The 15,980-nt window shown below is 69.7% G+C and carries 14 protein-coding genes; 6 read left to right on the top strand and 8 right to left on the bottom strand.

Going from position 1 to position 15,980, the window contains the following annotated elements; all coding sequences use genetic code 11:
• Positions 1-57 precede the first annotated feature (57 nt).
• On the bottom strand, positions 58-561 hold the full coding sequence (locus DDP54_RS13760; RefSeq protein ID WP_109132214.1) for a flavodoxin domain-containing protein: 504 nt from the start codon (positions 559-561) through the stop codon (positions 58-60).
• A 150-nt stretch (positions 562-711) separates the two neighbouring features.
• On the opposite strand from DDP54_RS13760, the gene lipA reads away from it, so the two are divergent.
• From lipA to DDP54_RS13745, 3 genes are read left to right on the top strand one after another with little or no spacing between them, the layout of a single operon-like run.
• Positions 712-1,713 carry a lipoyl synthase gene (lipA, locus tag DDP54_RS13755; protein WP_109132213.1) on the top strand — a complete coding sequence of 334 codons (1,002 nt, stop codon included), beginning with the start codon at positions 712-714 and terminating at the stop codon, positions 1,711-1,713.
• Positions 1,714-1,750: 37 nt separating this feature from the next.
• Positions 1,751-2,467, top strand: coding sequence for a DUF4191 domain-containing protein (locus tag DDP54_RS13750; RefSeq protein ID WP_109132212.1), 717 nt, complete (start codon positions 1,751-1,753; stop codon positions 2,465-2,467).
• Positions 2,468-2,506: 39 nt separating this feature from the next.
• Entirely contained in the window at positions 2,507-3,118 is a 612-nt protein-coding gene (locus DDP54_RS13745; protein ID WP_158274530.1) for a class I SAM-dependent methyltransferase, read from the top strand.
• Between the two features lie 10 nt (positions 3,119-3,128).
• On the opposite strand, the gene DDP54_RS13740 is transcribed toward DDP54_RS13745, so the two are convergent.
• Positions 3,129-3,605, bottom strand: coding sequence for an RDD family protein (locus DDP54_RS13740; RefSeq protein WP_242448472.1), 477 nt, complete (start codon positions 3,603-3,605; stop codon positions 3,129-3,131).
• Positions 3,606-3,803: 198 nt separating this feature from the next.
• Between DDP54_RS13740 and glnA the strand changes: the two genes are divergently transcribed.
• Positions 3,804-5,228, top strand: a complete 1,425-nt coding sequence (glnA, locus tag DDP54_RS13735) for a type I glutamate--ammonia ligase (protein WP_109132210.1) — start codon at positions 3,804-3,806, stop codon at positions 5,226-5,228.
• Positions 5,229-5,260: 32 nt separating this feature from the next.
• Here the strand turns inward: glnA and DDP54_RS13730 are convergent, their stop codons facing one another.
• The 4 genes from DDP54_RS13730 to DDP54_RS13720 all read right to left on the bottom strand — a co-directional run bounded on the left by DDP54_RS13730 (position 5,261) and on the right by DDP54_RS13720 (position 9,359).
• Positions 5,261-6,397 carry a site-specific integrase gene (locus tag DDP54_RS13730; RefSeq protein ID WP_242448412.1) on the bottom strand — a complete coding sequence of 379 codons (1,137 nt, stop codon included), beginning with the start codon at positions 6,395-6,397 and terminating at the stop codon, positions 5,261-5,263.
• 88 nt (positions 6,398-6,485) lie between these two features.
• Positions 6,486-7,457, bottom strand: coding sequence for a hypothetical protein (locus DDP54_RS18700; protein ID WP_242448411.1), 972 nt, complete (start codon positions 7,455-7,457; stop codon positions 6,486-6,488).
• 106 nt (positions 7,458-7,563) lie between these two features.
• Positions 7,564-8,574 (bottom strand): hypothetical protein, encoded by a 1,011-nt coding sequence (locus DDP54_RS13725; RefSeq protein ID WP_158274529.1) that lies wholly within the window; start codon positions 8,572-8,574, stop codon positions 7,564-7,566.
• 431 nt (positions 8,575-9,005) lie between these two features.
• Entirely contained in the window at positions 9,006-9,359 is a 354-nt protein-coding gene (locus tag DDP54_RS13720; protein ID WP_109132207.1) for a hypothetical protein, read from the bottom strand.
• A 211-nt stretch (positions 9,360-9,570) separates the two neighbouring features.
• Between DDP54_RS13720 and DDP54_RS13715 the strand changes: the two genes are divergently transcribed.
• A complete protein-coding gene (locus tag DDP54_RS13715; protein ID WP_146192436.1) occupies positions 9,571-10,416 on the top strand; it encodes a hypothetical protein in 846 nt (281 codons plus the stop codon).
• 48 nt (positions 10,417-10,464) lie between these two features.
• On the opposite strand, the gene DDP54_RS13710 is transcribed toward DDP54_RS13715, so the two are convergent.
• Positions 10,465-10,833, bottom strand: coding sequence for a hypothetical protein (locus tag DDP54_RS13710; protein WP_109132205.1), 369 nt, complete (start codon positions 10,831-10,833; stop codon positions 10,465-10,467).
• Positions 10,834-11,557: 724 nt separating this feature from the next.
• Here DDP54_RS13710 and DDP54_RS13705 point away from each other — a divergent pair.
• Positions 11,558-14,941, top strand: coding sequence for a DUF5107 domain-containing protein (locus DDP54_RS13705; RefSeq protein WP_109132204.1), 3,384 nt, complete (start codon positions 11,558-11,560; stop codon positions 14,939-14,941).
• Positions 14,942-14,970: 29 nt separating this feature from the next.
• Here DDP54_RS13705 and DDP54_RS13700 read toward each other — a convergent pair whose 3' ends face one another.
• On the bottom strand, positions 14,971-15,873 hold the full coding sequence (locus DDP54_RS13700) for an AraC family transcriptional regulator (protein WP_158274528.1): 903 nt from the start codon (positions 15,871-15,873) through the stop codon (positions 14,971-14,973).
• Between the last annotated feature and the right edge of the window lie 107 nt (positions 15,874-15,980).

The following is a 15,980-nucleotide window of genomic DNA, read 5'->3' as shown; positions in this document are numbered from 1 at the left end:
ACTCAGCGCCCGCTGCATCGACCGCAGCATCGTCGGGCGCAGCAGCAGCCCGCACCGTCAGCGGCGCGGCGGCCTCCCGGCGAGCTGGTCCACGATCGAGCTCGCCCAGGAGCGCACGTCGTCCATGTCCCGGAAGTCGCCCTGCTCGGCATCGATCATCGCGACGAGCGCGCGCTCGGCCAGCCCGAGCTTCTGGCGGTCGAGACGGCCCGCGAAGCACCGCGGCGGGTGCGCTCCCGTCCGGGTGGCGACCGAGGCGACGTCGTCGGGCGGGGCCGGCGGAACGAGCGGGTCGCCCACGGGACCGGACCAGAACAGCCACACGGGTCGCGCCGCGAGCTGACCCGCCTCGCGGTCGACGAGCTCGCGCAGGGCTGCCGCCAGCCGTCCGACGTACACCGAGGAGCCGAGAACCGCCGCGTCATACGTCTCGACGGTCCGGACCTCGTCGGGATCGAGCGCTTCGACCTCGTGGCCGGCCTCGCGCAGCACCTCGGCGACGACCTCGCCGATCTCGCGCGTCGCACCATGGCGTGACGCCACCGTGACCAGGATCCGCATGTCGAACCTCCTCGGGGCGTGCGCGAGGGGAGCTGTCCCGTGCTCCGTCTCGCCATGTTGCCCCCCGACCTGGGCGAACGCCTGGGCCGGAGGTCCCCTTGCGCAAGCGGGCCGGCCGTGCTGGTCGCATGCTCGCGTAGGGTGAGGAATGTGACGATCGCTCCTGAGGGCCGCCGGATGCTCCGAGTCGAGGCCCGCAACGCCGAGACTCCCATCGAGAAGAAGCCGGACTGGATCAAGACCCGGGCGACCATGGGACCCGAGTACTCCGAGCTCAAGGGGCTCGTGAAGCGCGAAGGTCTGCACACGGTGTGCGAGGAGGCGGGCTGCCCGAACATCTTCGAGTGCTGGGAAGACCGCGAGGCGACGTTCCTCATCGGCGGCGACCAGTGCACGCGCCGGTGCGACTTCTGCCAGATCGACACCGGACGTCCCGCAGACTTCGACGCCGACGAGCCACGCCGGGTCGCCGAGTCGGTCCAGGCGATGGGCCTGAAGTACGCCACGGTCACAGGGGTCGCTCGCGACGACCTGGACGACGGTGGCGCATGGCTGTACGCCGAGACCGTGCGACGGATCCACGCGCTCAACGTCGGAACGGGCGTCGAGCTGCTCATCCCCGACTTCAACGCGGTCCCCGCGCTGCTCGACGAGGTCTTCAGCTCGCGCCCCGAGGTCCTCGGCCACAACCTGGAGACCGTGCCCCGGATCTTCAAGCAGATCCGGCCCGGCTTCCGTTACGACCGTTCGCTGTCGGTGCTCGCGGCCGCACGCGCGGCCGGACTCGTCACGAAGTCCAACCTCATCCTCGGGATGGGCGAGACGAACGACGAGGTGGTCGAGGCGCTCCACGCACTGCACGACGCGGGCTGCGACCTCCTGACCATCACGCAGTACCTGCGGCCGTCCGTCCGTCACCACCCCGTGGACCGTTGGGTCCGGCCCGAGGAGTTCGTCGAGCTGTCCCAGGAGGCGGAGCGCATCGGGTTCCTCGGCGTGATGGCCGGGCCGCTCGTCCGCTCGTCGTACCGCGCCGGCCGGCTGTGGGGTCAGGCGATGGCCCGCCGCGGCGAGGAGATCCCGGCGAACCTCGCCCATCTCGGTGAACCCCGGACCTCACGGCAGGAGGCGTCGAGCCTCCTCGCGAGGTAGACGCGACGACTCTCTGCGATCGGTAGACTTCCGGCTCATGGCCCGTCAGAGCACTCCCTCCCCCGCCTCGCCGCCCAAGGTGAAGAAGACCCGGTGGTACCACCAGGTGTGGCAGGCGTACACGATGACCCGCAAGACGGACCCGGCGGTCACGTGGTTCGTGCTCGGCGCCGTCGTCGGCATCCTGGCGATCGGCCTCATCATCGGCCTGGTCATCGACCGGTGGCTGTACATGCTGCTGCTCAGCCTCCCGTTCGCGGTGCTGGCCGGCATGTTCATCCTCGCGCGCCGGGCCGAGTCGGCGGCGTACGCGCAGATCGAGGGCCAGCCCGGTGCTGCCCGCGCCGCGCTCGGCACGATCCGGCGCGGCTGGACCTTCGCGGAGGAGCCCGTCGCCGTGGATCCCCGCACGCAGGACCTCGTGTTCCGCGGCGTCGGCCGCGCGGGCGTGGTCCTCGTCAGCGAAGGTCCGCCGAACCGCATCGGGAAGCTGCTCGAGTCCGAGCGCAAGCGCACCGCGCGAGTCGTGTCCGGCGCTCCGATCACGATCATCCAGGCCGGCGACGGCGAGGGCCAGGTGCCGCTGCGCAAGCTGCCGCGGGCCGTCCAGCGCCTCAAGCCGACGCTCACCAAGCAGGAGGTCGCCGAGGTCATGAAGCGGCTCACCGCGCTCGGTGCGATCCGTCTGCCGGTCCCCAAGGGCGTCGACCCGATGCGCGCGCGCCCGGACCGCAAGGGCATGCGCGGCCGCTGAGGGCCCGGCACACCGTCGACCTCGATCGAGCTGCATCCCGTGGCGTCCGGAGCCCGATCGTCCTGGAACCACAACACGCACTTCCACCCGCTCGTGCTGCGCGGTCTCCGGATCGGCGCCACGGCGCTCGACGTCGGCTGCGGCGAGGGTCTGCTGTCGCGCCGGATGCTCGCCGCAGGAGCCGGCCACGTCACCGGCCTCGACGCCTCAGCGCCGATGATCGAGCTCGCGCGAGGGCTCTCCGCCGGTGAGCCGAGGGCCACTGCCCTCGACTACGTCGTGGCCGACGTCCTCGATGCGGCAGAGCTGGGGACCTTCGACCTCGTCGCGTGCGTGGCGACGTTGCACCACCTCGGTCTCGACCGTGGACTCGAGCGCCTGCGCGGGTTGACCGCCCCGGGCGGACGTCTCGTCGTCGTCGGCCTTGCTCGCCCCTCGACCGCGCTCGACCGGGCGCTGGACGGCTGGAGCGTCCCGGTGAACCGTGTCGCGACAGCCGTGCGGGGCTACTGGGAGCATCCAGCGCCCGTGCGTGACGCCGACGAGACGTACGACGACGTCCGCGCCGCGGCGGCCCGGACCCTGCCCGGCAGCACGTTCCGGTCGCGGCTCTACTGGCGCTACACGATCGAGTGGCGGGCGCCTGCCTGACGCCGCTGCGCTAGCGGCGGACGATCACCGTGCCGGCGAGCCTGTCATGCATGCCGCGGCCGTCGGCGTCCCACACGACTGCCGGGATGACGAGGCACAGCAGCACCGCGCGGACCGCGCCCGCGAGCAGACCGGGTTGCGCCGCGGGCTCGACGGGACCTGTTCGTTCGGGATCCGCGCGGACCACCCGGACGACACGCAGGCCGAGCAGCCGGTGGCCGAGCGTCGTCCCGAGGGTGCCGACGAGCACGACGTTCTCGATCGCCAAGACCCCGACGACCGCCATCGCATCGCTCTGGAAGAACGCCGCCGAGATCGCGCTGCACGCGGCCCAGTCGACGAGCAGGGCGACCAGCCGGCGTCCGAGCGGCGCAAGGGACCCGGAGCCCGTCGGCGGGAGGCCGAGCCGTGCTCCGCGCGACGTCCCGCTGTCCCCCGCCGCACCCGCGGGTGGACCGTCGAGCCAGCCACCCATGCTCGCGCGCATCTCCACCCCGCTACCCTAACGAGCGAGAGCAGGTCCGCCCGGACGCTGCTCCCGGTCGCAAGCGCCTCCCGGTCGACAGACCGTGACACGGGACAGCGCGGCGTAACACCGTCGAAACATTCGGTACACGACCGGGAAACCGTCCGGGCCTAGCCTCAAGGCGCCCGATCAGGGGCACATCGAACCGAGGAGCAGCGGATGTTCAGCAAGCCGGAGGAAGTCCTGGCGTTCATCAAGAGCGAGGACGTCAAATTCATCGACGTCCGCTTCTGTGATCTGCCCGGCACGATGCAGCACTTCAACGTCCCGGCGTACTCGCTGCCCGACGACTTCTTCGAGAACGGCCAGATGTTCGACGGGTCCTCGATCCGCGGCTTCCAGGCGATCCACGAGTCGGACATGAAGCTGATCCCGGACATCAAGACGGCCTACCTCGACCCGTTCCGGGTCGAGAAGACGCTGAACATCAACATGCACATCGTCGACCCGTACACCGACGAGCCCTACAGCCGCGACCCGCGTCAGGTCGCCGCCAAGGCCGAGGCCTACCTGCGCTCGACGGGCATCGCGGACACCGCGTTCTTCGCCCCCGAGGCCGAGTTCTACATCTTCGACGACGTGCGCTTCCACACGAAGCAGAACGAGTCGTTCTACTCGATCGACTCCTTCGAGGCGGCCTGGAACACCGGTCGCAAGGAGGAGGGCGGCAACCTCGGCCACAAGATCCCCTACAAGGGCGGCTACTTCCCGGTCCCGCCGGTCGACGGCTTCTCGGACATCCGCGACCAGATCAGCCTGCACCTGGACGCCCTCGGCCTCGGTGTCGAGCGCGCCCACCACGAGGTCGGCACCGCCGGCCAGCAGGAGATCAACTACCGGTTCGACGAGCTCGCGATCTCGGGCGACAAGGTCATGCTCTTCAAGTACGTCGTGAAGAACGTGGCGCACGCCAACGGCAAGACCGCGACCTTCATGCCGAAGCCGCTCTTCGGCGACAACGGCTCCGGCATGCACGTCCACCAGTCCCTGTGGAAGGACGGCAAGCCGCTGTTCTTCGACGAGAAGGGCTACGGCGGCCTGTCCGACATGGCGCGCTGGTACATCGGTGGCCTGCTCAAGCACGCCCCGTCGCTGCTCGCGTTCACGAACCCGACGGTGAACTCCTACCACCGCCTGGTCCCCGGCTTCGAGGCGCCGGTCAACCTCGTCTACTCGGCCCGCAACCGCTCCGCGTGCATCCGCATCCCGGTCACCGGTTCGAACCCGAAGGCCAAGCGCATCGAGTTCCGCGTCCCGGACCCGTCGTCCAACCCGTACCTCGCGTTCGCCGCGATGCTCATGGCTGGCCTCGACGGCATCCAGAACCGCATCGAGCCGCCCGAGCCGGTCGACAAGGACCTCTACGAGCTGCCCCCCGAGGAGCACGCCCTCATCCAGCAGGTCCCGGGCTCGCTCGCCGAGGTGCTCGACACCCTCGAGGCCGACCACGACTACCTGACGGCCGGCAACGTGTTCACGCCCGACCTGATCGCGACGTGGATCGACTACAAGCGCTCGCAGGAGGTCGACCCGATCCGGCTGCGCCCGCACCCGCACGAGTTCGAGCTGTACTACGACTGCTGAGGTCGACTGTCCCCTGACCTGGACTAACGCAGTCACGACGTCTGTCTAGTCCGCAGAGAGTCCGCACGCGCCGCCATCGCTGCTCCGACAGCGGCGCGTGTGGACTCTTCTGTGTCCGGCCACAGATGGGCGTAGGTGTCGAGGGTCGTCTTGGCCGAAGCGTGCCGGAGCCGCGCCTGGACGACCTTCACATCAGCGCCGGAGGCGATGAGCAACGAGGCGTAGAAGTGCCTGAGATCGTGGAACCGAAAGCCTTCAGGGAGCGCCTCGGCCTGCGCCGCGTCGACGTCGGCGGGCTTCACCTTCGGCTTCCGCGCAGCACCCTCGGCCCTTGCGTTGAGCTCCGCTCGTGCCGCGCGGACGGCCCGATCGATCTGCCACGGGCCGACCTGCTCGCCCACGCTCGTCTCGACGATCCACCTGCGCCCACCCGCGCCGTCGGCAAGCTCGAGCACTAGCGCCTGCGGGATCGGAACCGCCATGCGACCCGTCGCCGACTTCAACGGCTCCTGCGGATACTGCACCGCCGGGTTGATGACGCCCCGCTTGAAGTCCACGTCCGTGACCCGGAGCCCACATACCTCAGCGACGCGCAGGCCGGCGAACGCGCCGAGCAAGACCGCCGTCCGCAGATGCTCCGGCACGGCGTCGACGAGCGCCCACAGCTGCGTCTCTGTGGCGACGTAGGCCCGCTGCCGGCCCGCGCCCGGCGACGTGCGCCGCGAGCAGGGCGAGCGCGGGATCACGCCGTCGTGCACCGCGTCGGCCATGATCTGTGCAAGGCGGGCGTGCAAGGCGTAGACGTAGGAGTCGGCCGCGCCCTCGGACTTGAGCTTGGCCGTCCATGCCTTCACGTGTGAGGGGCGCACGTCCCCGAGCCGCTTCGGCCCAAACTCCGCCACGATCCGGGCCACGTGCACCCGTGCTTGGCGGACCGTCGAGGCGCGCCGAGTGCCGTAGCCGGCCAGCCACGAGGTGCACCACTCCTCGACCGTCGTGCGCGCCATCTTCGGGTCCACGTAGGTGCCCGTCACCACAGCTGTAGTGACCTCGTCCAGCCACCGCTGCGCGTCGACCTTGCGCGGGAAGTGCTTGGCGTGCTCGCGGCCCGCATCGTCCCGGTACCGGGCCCGCCACACCCCGTCAGGACGCTTCTTGATGCTGGCCACCGTCAGCCTCCCCCACCAGTTGCGGCACTGGAAAACTCGACAGCGTACGAGGGGACCGGCGGGCCGAGTCCATAGGAGCGTCTGTTGCTCATTGACCGAGCCCAATCCCGTCAGTGCCCGAACGCTCGGTGTACGCGACGGTGTTGGCTCGCTCTGCGTACGTACGGCCCGCGAGGGGCGCGGCCTTCGCGGGACTGGCACCCGCGCGGCCGGCCTCGGCGTGGCCCGGCATCGTTTGGAGAATCCGCTGCGTCGCACTGCGTCGGGCACTCTCGTGCAGCTCGTCGAGCAGTGGGTCCCACTCCCCCGACGTGTCGATCGGTGCATCGACGAACTCGACAGCGATGGTCACGCCGCGTGCGGAGAGGGACTCGCGGATGTCGTCGGCGTAGGCCGCACGGTAGGCGGCCTTGTCGTGCTCCCACAGATCGTCGACGGCGTCGCACGCGGCCAGCGCCTTGGCATGCGCGTCCACCACCGGGCCACCGGCGATCTGGGCGCGCTCGGTGACCGCCGTCACGATCACCCACGCTTCGCCAGCAAGCTGTGCGGCGCGCTCACGCTCCAGCTCGCCAGCGCCGCCCTCGCCGAGCAGTTCGACGGTTCGCGAACGGATCTCCGCGATCCTCGTCTTCTCCTCGGGCGTGGCGAAGTCCATGATCATCGTCTCGTGAGCGTGGTTCTCGCGTCGGGCGGCGGCGTCCGCCGCGTCCTCGTACTGCTGCTCCAGGCCGAGGTCGGCGAGCTCGGCCTCGGTGTCGAGGACGAGTGTCAGTGGTTCGGTGCGCCAGCGCAGCAGGTCCTCGATGCTGTCGCCAGCGGTGCTCAGAACAATTTGGCGGACGTAGTCCGCCTCCCACGAGCTCGGCCGCCCGGAGAGCAGGGTCTCCACGCCACCGATGTTGGCCGCCGCGCATGTCAGAACTTGGCATGCGATCTCTGCGAAGTCGACCGGCCCGGCGTGCTCAAACGGAGTGCCCGCCCCCACAGTGCGCCGGCTGCGGGCGATGGCGGTCAAGGCAGCAACCGCAGCGTCGATCAGTTCGGTATCCGTGGGCATCGCGATTCCTCTCGGTGGGTCATCTACTCCGGCATCGGGCGTCTCGACAGGTCGTCTGGTCAGGAAGCGTCCTGGCCTCCCGTCGGTGCTTCGAAGATCACGGCCGTCACCGTTCGCAGCCGTAGGCCAGACCGGGCGCTGGCGAGACGCGCACTGCGCGCTCCTCGTGAGCGCGCCCGGTCAGCTGCGGTCCAGCTGGGCTGATCTCGCGGTTTGCGCCCAGGAATGTGCCGGCTGAGTCGACCCGAACCGCGGCAGCGACGACGTCGGCGCTGTGCTCGGCCAGCGACGCGCGGAGCGCTTGGGGAAGGGTCACTGGACTGTTGGCGTGGAGGTCCCGTGGGTCGACCCAGGCCGCATCGTCGGGTTGGGCCGGCAGGAGCGTGCATGCGGCTTGCACGCCGCGGGCGGGGACGGTGAGTTCGGGATCGGTGACCACGTCGCGCAGGACGTAGCCGAGGTCGACTGCGGCGACCAGGCCCCGTTGCACCTCCAGGCTCGCCACTCGCAGATCGGCGCGCTGCGCCATGGTCTCCGGGCTGGCATGCCCGCCGAGATCGGCGGTGATCTCCCGCAGGGACGCGCGCAGTTCCGCACCAGAGCGCAGCAGCTCGGGGTCGACTCGGCGGGCGCGTCCGGCGATCTGCGCGAGGTCACCGCCCAGCCGCGCCCAGGCCTCGTCGAGCGATTCGAGTGCCGGCTGCAAGCGTTGCGCGTGCTGGTCGGAGTCGACGGCGCCCAACTGTGCGGCCGCGGCGAGGATCCTGCCGCCGGCCACCGTGAGGTCGCGTTCGACCTTGACTGTGAAGAGCACGTTCGCTGCGGTCGGCGATGCCGCCAGTGTCCGACGGGCCTGGACATCCCAGCAGGCGACAGCCTGCTCCAGGCGGTCCGGCTCGACGAGGTCGCGATGCTGCCCCGTCAGTCCGGCGGGCCAGCGACCCTGCAGGTAGGACGCCGCCAGCTGTTCGGCGGTGCCCACGCGCACCATGAGGTTGAGCGACTGGTCTGCCGACTGCCCGGGGTTGAGCCGGTGTTTGGCGTCGAGCACGCGGCGCATGTCGCGGTTGTACTGCCACAGCGCCTGGCCGACGCCGTGGGAGGCGACGTACACCACGTGCATGATCCGGGTCCGGGCCGCCTCGGAGTCCAGGTGCCCCGTCTCGCTGAGGCGTGCCGTCGGGTGCCGGCGGACGGAGATCATCTCGGTCGCTCGGGACAGGTTCTGCACGACCCGATCCAGGTGCGGGTCGCCGTCGCCGGCGCCTGGCCAGCCGGTGCGCTGCTGGGTCAGGTGCATCCCCACAGTGAGCTTGTGGATCCGCTCCATGCTCAGGTTGCCGGTGCGGTCCGGGAACGAGGACCACAGGTCGGCCGCAGCCTCAACGACCTCGCCCCACGACCGCGCTTTGGCCTTGGCCGTGTCCGGCGGTGCGTCCCACAACAGTTCGCGCGCGGCGACGTCGGCGTCCAGCAGCAGGTCCCCGACCGTCCACTCATCGTCCCCCTCCGGCAGTCTCGAGGTGTGCGACGGGCCGGACATCGCCGTCACGAGAGGGCCTCGGCCTCAGCGACCAAGACGCCGAGTTCGGCGATGACCGCGGCAGCACCGGGCGCGAACGCCTCGACCGGGTGCGTACGAGCGGCGCGGCTGGCCGCCCAGATGAGGTCAACCAGAGTTGAGGACACGGCGACGTCCAGAACGACGTCCTCGAGGTCGCCATCGGCGCCGACTGGCAGGAGCGCCAGGGCTCTCGACGCGACGATCTGGGCGCCGAGTGCCAGGGAGTGCAGGTCGGCCTCGACTGCTCCTCTCGTCTGTGGGCTGTCGGCGGCCGCGGTCAGGAGCGCGACGAGCCGCAGCCACGTGGTCGACGGGTCGACGGTGTTCGACTCGTTCATCGTCCCGCTCCTTCCTCTGGGTGGGTCGCTCCCATGGGGCCACGCCCGGCCGTTCGCGTGGGGCTACGGGGGCTGGTTGTGGATGACGGGGTCGTGTGGGTGGTTCGGTGGACAGTTGCTTCACAGGCCGAAGGCCGGCCGACGCCGCGTGGGTGGTCAGCTGGGATCGACGGGCGTCGCCTCGCACTCGTACGGAACGGAGGCGGCGACGATGCCGATGTCGGTGATGAAGGCCCTGGCGGTCGGTCCCGGGGTGGTGGTCAGCGTTGTCGTAGTCGCGCTCACGCTCGCGGTCGCACCGGCGCCGATTGCAGCAGGCGTGGCGCTGGTGCTGATAGGGGTCGTCTCGGCCACGGGCCGCGGCGCATGGGAAAGATCAGCGGCTGCGATCGTGCTGGGCGCCCGCCGGTTGCGGCCGTCCGAGCGCGACGAGCTGGCGGCGGTGCTGACCGCGCTGTGCCGCGTCGGGCTGGGACCGCCGCTGGTGGAGCTCCGCGTGAAGCGGTCTCGGGTGATCGGGGCTGCCGGGGCCGGTCGACGGACCGTCGTCGTGTCTACAGGACTGATCGAGGCCGTCGTTCGCGGCGATCTGCCGAACCGTCAGGCGGCCGCGGTGGTCGCGCACTCCGCCGTCCTAGTCCGCGAGGGGCTGACGCGCGCGGATCTGCTCATCGGTTGCGTGTCGGCGCCGTGGCGAGCGATGCGGGCCGCCGTCCACGGCATCGGGCGGGCGTTGCCGTTGACCCTGGCCGCGTGGCGGCGGCGAGTCATCGTCGCAGCCGTGGCCGTCGTGCAGGCGGTCCAGGTTGGAAGAATGGGGCTCGCGGTCACGATCGCCGCTATCGGAGCGCTCAGCTACGCGGTGCCGGTGTGGGAGCGCCAGTGGCACGACCTACTCGTCAGGGCCGGCGACGAGGGCGTCGCGCATGCCGGCTTCGGTGACGACCTCGTCGCGTTCCTGCGCACGTGCCCGGGAACCGACGCCACGAGGGCACGCCTTCGAGCATTGGTCCCTTCCGGCACGCCGCGACCGGCGTTGGGCCTGGTGACGCGCTGACGATGTCGAGACCGCTGGTCGAGCAGGCGACCTGGACTGCGACGACGATCAGCGGGGCACGCGGGTCCCTCCCGCCGGGTTGCTTGTTGTACGACGCCCCCGCTGCTCGGCCTGCAGCCGCTGCGCCACCCGCTCGGCCGTGACAATGGACGCCCGTCGTTGGTCGGCCGCCAGCTCGGCGGCCAACCGCCCGGCAGCCTGCGCGCTCGACCGCGCCTCCCCGATGCTGCTGAGGTCCGCCGACAAGCCGCGGCCCCGCTCCCCCTGGGCGGCAAGGTCACGCGACGCCGCAGCCAGATTCCGCGCGGCCTGCCCGCCCAGCTCGTCCACCATCGCGCACAGCCGCTCAAGCAGGCGCAGGTCCTCCCCCGCCTGATCGGTGAACCCTCGCGCGATGGCGTCGGCGACGTCCCCCATCGTCTGCTGAGCCGCGCGTAGGTAGGTGCACGCCCGCTCCAGGCTGACCGGGGCCGGCCGCAGCTGCTGCGACGGCGAGAACCGGTCGAGCGCCTTGTCGCCAGCCGCGGACGGTGTGGTCAGCGTTGGTTCGACCTACTCAAGGTGAAGCCTGGCGCGCTCCAGGTAGGCGTCCGCGACGACCAGCCCGTCCTCAATGAACATCGGTCCTCCCCACGTTCGACCCACGACACTCGACGCCTGCCTTCCCAAGGCGGCGACGACGCGGCAGGTGGTCACAGGCTCGGCGTCGGCCGCTCAGATTGCGTAGCCCTAGAGATCTCGGCGGCGAACGAGGGCGCATCGGGGCATGAACGAGCACCACCTGTCGGTCCAACAGGCCGGTGTTGCAGCGACCGGCTGAGTCCAGTCAATTCAGGTCAAGGAAGTTCGTCACCTGGATCGCACGGACCTACCGCCGCCGCCGCCGTCCGGGCGGCGCCTCACCCTGCCCACTCGACATGGCCTCACCCCACATCAGTTGCACTCGGCCGTCAGGTTGGTCACAGTCGGCTGGTGGGTGGGGGCCACGACCGCTACCGCGCCTGCGTCCCTGGTCATCACTCTCCCCGCGACGGGACGTGAGACGGGTCGGTTCGGACTCAGGGCGGCAATCGTCGGATCGTCCAGAAGGTGCATGGTAAACGCCCTTCTGAGGCGCCTCGGGCGTTCCTAGCATCGACTTGTGCTCAACGACAACAGCCGCTTCACGCTCCCCGAGCGCCCCGATTCACTGGCAGACGCCCCCGTAGCTGGCTGGGCTGCGCCGGTGACTATCCCGACGTTCGAGACAGGCGTGCCCGAGCAACTGCCCGCCTACCTCGACATGAGGGTCTATCAGGGCTCGTCGGGAAAGGTACTGCCACTACCAATGATCGAATCGATCGATCGTGCCGCGCACCCGCGCGCGTGGCAAGCCGTGCACCTGGAGAACGAGTACGTACGCCTCATGGTGCTGCCCGAACTGGGTGGCCGCATCCATGTGGCATTCGACAAGGTGAGCGGACAGGACTTCTTCTACCGCAACAACACGATCAAGCCAGCACTCGTCGGGCTCGCTGGGCCGTGGATCTCGGGCGGCGTCGAGTTCAACTGGCCACAGCACCACCGCCCTGGAACCCACCTGCCGACCGACTGGGAGATCGAGCACGAGGACGACGGCTCGGTGACCGTCTGGTGCTCGGACCATGACCCATTCACCCGCATGAAGGGCATGCATGGGATCCGGTTGCGGCCGGGGACTGCTCTCATCGAGGCACGGGTGCGTCTGTTCAACCGCACCGCGGTCACCCAGACGTTCCTGTGGTGGACGAACATCGCGGTGCGAGTGCACGACGACTACCAGTCGTTCTTTCCGACCGACGTGCACATGGTCGCGGATCACGCGAAGCGGGCAGTCACTGCGTTCCCCGTCGCGGACCGGCCCTACTACGGGGTCGACTACCCTGCCCGCGCGGATCGCGACAGCCCGCACTACGTCGGCCCGGATGCGAACCGGCTGGACTGGTATCGGAACATCCCCGTCCCCACCTCGTACATGTGCGTCGGCAGCGCGGACGACTTCTTCGGCGGCTACGACCACGCGGCTGGGCTCGGGTTCGTGCTCGTAGCCGATCACCGCATCGCCCCGGGCAAGAAGCAGTGGACGTGGGGTAACGCCCAGTTTGGGTGGGCGTGGGACGCGAATCTCACCGAGCGCGACGGCCCATATATCGAGTTGATGGCTGGCGCGTACACAGACAATCAGCCGGACTTCTCGTACCTCACGCCCGGCGAGACCAAGGCGTTCAGCCAGTTCTGGTACCCGTTCCACGAGATCGGCCCCGCTCACCAGGCAACGACGGAAGCGGCTGCCCGCCTCGACGTGACCGTGGTCGACGGCACTCGGACTGCGCGCATAGGCGTGGCATCACCACGTCCTCTGGAGGCGGTCGTCGTGTTGCACGACGACGAGGGCCAAGTGCTCTGGCGCAAGGTCGCGGACGTCCGGCCGGGGCAGCCGCTGCAGGCCGACGTCCCGATCACAGGTGAGGGGCCGGTAGAACTAGTCGTTGCCGAAGCCGAGACCGAGCTCCTGCGCTGCGCGTCGGAGTCGCGTACAGAAACCACGACGCTCGAACCAGCGACGGAACTAGCTCCTCCGGAGAAGATCGAGTCAGCTGACGAACTCTACTTCGCCGGTATGCATCTGGCGCAGTACCGGCACGCGACCCGCTCGCCTCAGCCCTACTGGGAAGAGATTCTCCGACGCGATCCCCTCGACTCGCGCGCGCACGTGGCGCTCGCAGGGCTGCGGCTCCGCGACGGGCGCCTCGATGAGGCGGAACGTCACCTTCGTGCCGCCATCGCGCGCGAGACACGTCGCAACCCGAACCCGCCGACCGGTGAAGCCCACTACCTGCTCGGAGTCACCCTCGACGCAGCGGGACGTGCAGCTGAGGCGTACGACGCTTACGCCAAGAGCATGTGGAACTCGGCGTGGCGCACTCCAGCGCACCTCGCGCTTGCGCGCCTGGACGCCCGCGCCGGTCGCTGGCAAGCCGCGTTGCAGCGCGCGCGGCAGGCGCTGCGCACGGACACCGACCAGCTCCAGGCGCGAGCGATCGCGGTGGTGGCGCTCCGACGCCTCGGTCATCCGGACGAGGCCACCGACCTCGTCGCCGAGACGACCGCCCTGGACCCTCTGGACGCGTGGATCCGAGACCTGCGATTCGGGCAAGTCGATACAGACGCCCTCACCTTGGCGGACGTTGCTGCGGAGTATTCGAGCCTCGGTCTACTCGGTGACACTCTTCGCGTGCTCGACGCGGCCTCGCGCGCGGCCGAACTGCGACCGGTCCCTGCGGCGGGCAACCCCCTGCCCCTCCTGCATTACCGCCGGGCCGAAGTCTTGGCCGAACTGCACCGGGACAGTGACGCGGCGGAGGCGCGTCAGCTCGCTCGCAAGGTCGACGCTCGCACATGCTTCCCGCGAGGAGCGAGCGACGCACGCCTGCTGGAACGCACCCTTGCGCGCGACGACGCCGACGCGCGGGCGCACTCCTTGCTGGGACAGTGGCTGTACGGCGAGCACCGATATGACGACGCGGTCGCGCACTTGAACCGAGCCGCGGAGCTCGACCCGACGGACATCGTTGCACTGCGTGGGCTAGCGCTCGCGGCCTACAACGTCAGTCGCGACACACACGCTGCGATGGGGCTCTACCAGCGCGCGCTCAGCCTTGCGCCGGACAACGGGCGTCTCCTGTACGAGGCTGACCAGCTCGCCCGCCGCGCCGGCGTCGACCCGGCGATCCGGCGCGAGCGCCTGGAGCAGCATCCGGCGGTGACGATGAGCCGCGACGACCTAACGATCGCGTACTGCGAGCTTCTCGTACTCACGGGTCACCCCGCGCAGGCCGTCGAAAGCATGGCATCGCGACGTTTCAGCCCCTGGGAGGGTGGAGAGGGCGAGGCGCTGCGTGTGTGGTCCGCCGCGCAGTCAGCGATCGCAGCGGAGGTGCTGGCTGACGGCAGACCAGACATGGCCGTCACCGCGTTGGAAGCGGCGCTGTCTCCACCAGCGAACCTGGGTGAGGCCCGACACCCGCTCGCCAACGACGCCGACCTGCTTCTCGCCCTGGGCGATGCACTCTGCGCGGCCGGCCGCGAGTCGGACGCCCGCGCGACATGGGAGCAGGCGGCGCTGCGCGTGGGTGACTTCGCCGGCATGTCCGGCGTGCCCTATTCCCCGATGACCTACTACTCGGTGCTAGCGTCCAAGCGCCTGGGGAACGACGAAAGGGCGACATTCCTGACGGCCGCTCTGGCGGCATACGTCGGCGAGGAGCGTGCCGCAGTCCCCGCGATCGACTACTTCGCGACTTCGCTGCCCACGATGCTGACGTTTCGCCCTGACCTGCGCGCAGTCCACGCTGCGCGGGTCTCGCTGCTCGAGGCACAGCTCGCGATCCTCGAAGGGCGGGCTGAGGACGCTCGGGCGATCGTGGGCCGACTGAGGCAGACGGACCCTTGCGACCTCTTGGTGCGAGCCGTCTCGCTCGACGTTCTCCTCGGCGCGGCCGCCTGAGGGTGCCCGTCTGTCCGCGAGTACCGGCCTCAGCCCTTGTGCTGGCGCCGGTACTCGCGTGGCGTCACGCCGTGGAACTTCTTGAACTGTCGCGCGAAGTAGAACGAGTCGGGGTACCCCACTTCGCCCGCGATCGTCGCGATGGTGCGATCGGTGAGGTCCAGCAGCTCGCGGGCGCGTGCCATCCGCAGCATCGTCTGGTACTGCAACACCGGGTAGCCCATGTGCCGCTTGAACACCGCTGCGAAGTGGGACGCGCTCAGCGACGCCATCGCAGCCAGCTGGGCGACGGTGACGCGCTCGGCGACGTGTGTGCGCAGGTATTGCGCGGACTCCTCCACGACATCCACGCTCAGGTCGCCGACGCCGCGATCCGCGGCCAGCAGGGTCAACGCGTGCCATGCCGCGCCCGAGGCGACCAGCAGACTCGGTGTGGTGGAGTCGCGCTCGAGCCAACGGACGATCTCAGTGATGAGCGAGACGATCTGATAGAGGTTGTGGACGCGTCGAACAGGGTTGGCGGCCGTCATCTTGGCGGCGCTCAGGAACTCCGGCAGGTGCGGTCCTGCCAGGTGGAACCACCACACGGTCCACGGATCATCCGCGTCGGCGCCATACGCATGAGGCACTCCGGGGGGCAGGATCACAGCCTGCCCGGCCTCGACGGTGAACCTGCCGGCCGGCGTTTCGCACCACCCGGCGCCGTCGACACACATCATCACGATGACCTGGCCAATGGGCGAGTGGCGGCGACGCCCGTGCGAGTGGGCACGAGGGAAGTAGCCGCAGTCCGTGACGACCAGGTCGCCGGAACCTGACTGTGCGAGGTATTCGCGCACTCTTGGCCGAGGCAGGACCAGAAGGCGCTGGCCAGGGAACCCATCGGGCACCAGCGCATCGTGGCGGACGTCTGATCGAGCATCCTCGAGCACTGGATGAGTGTGAGCCGTCATCGTTGTTCTGTCCAGGTAGATCGACGCATCCTTCTACTCTGACCCATGACAGGCCGCCTAGCGTGGGTGAAGCGCGACCTCCACCG

The organism is Cellulomonas sp. WB94 (assembly GCF_003115775.1).
Lineage (GTDB): Bacteria > Actinomycetota > Actinomycetes > Actinomycetales > Cellulomonadaceae > Cellulomonas_A.
The sequence above is the reverse complement of the archived record's forward strand: the minus strand, read 5'-3'. Positions and strand labels throughout refer to the sequence as shown.

Coding starts and splice junctions, on each gene's coding strand:
- DDP54_RS13760 (WP_109132214.1), bottom strand. CDS start 561: ATGCGGATCCTGGTCACGGTGGCGTCACGCCATGGTGCGACGCGCGAG.
- DDP54_RS13750 (WP_109132212.1), top strand. CDS start 1,751: ATGGCCCGTCAGAGCACTCCCTCCCCCGCCTCGCCGCCCAAGGTGAAG.
- DDP54_RS13740 (WP_242448472.1), bottom strand. CDS start 3,605: ATGCGCGCGAGCATGGGTGGCTGGCTCGACGGTCCACCCGCGGGTGCG.
- glnA (WP_109132210.1), top strand. CDS start 3,804: ATGTTCAGCAAGCCGGAGGAAGTCCTGGCGTTCATCAAGAGCGAGGAC.
- DDP54_RS18700 (WP_242448411.1), bottom strand. CDS start 7,457: ATGCCCACGGATACCGAACTGATCGACGCTGCGGTTGCTGCCTTGACC.
- DDP54_RS13720 (WP_109132207.1), bottom strand. CDS start 9,359: ATGAACGAGTCGAACACCGTCGACCCGTCGACCACGTGGCTGCGGCTC.
- DDP54_RS13715 (WP_146192436.1), top strand. CDS start 9,571: ATGCCGATGTCGGTGATGAAGGCCCTGGCGGTCGGTCCCGGGGTGGTG.
- DDP54_RS13710 (WP_109132205.1), bottom strand. CDS start 10,833: ATGGGGGACGTCGCCGACGCCATCGCGCGAGGGTTCACCGATCAGGCG.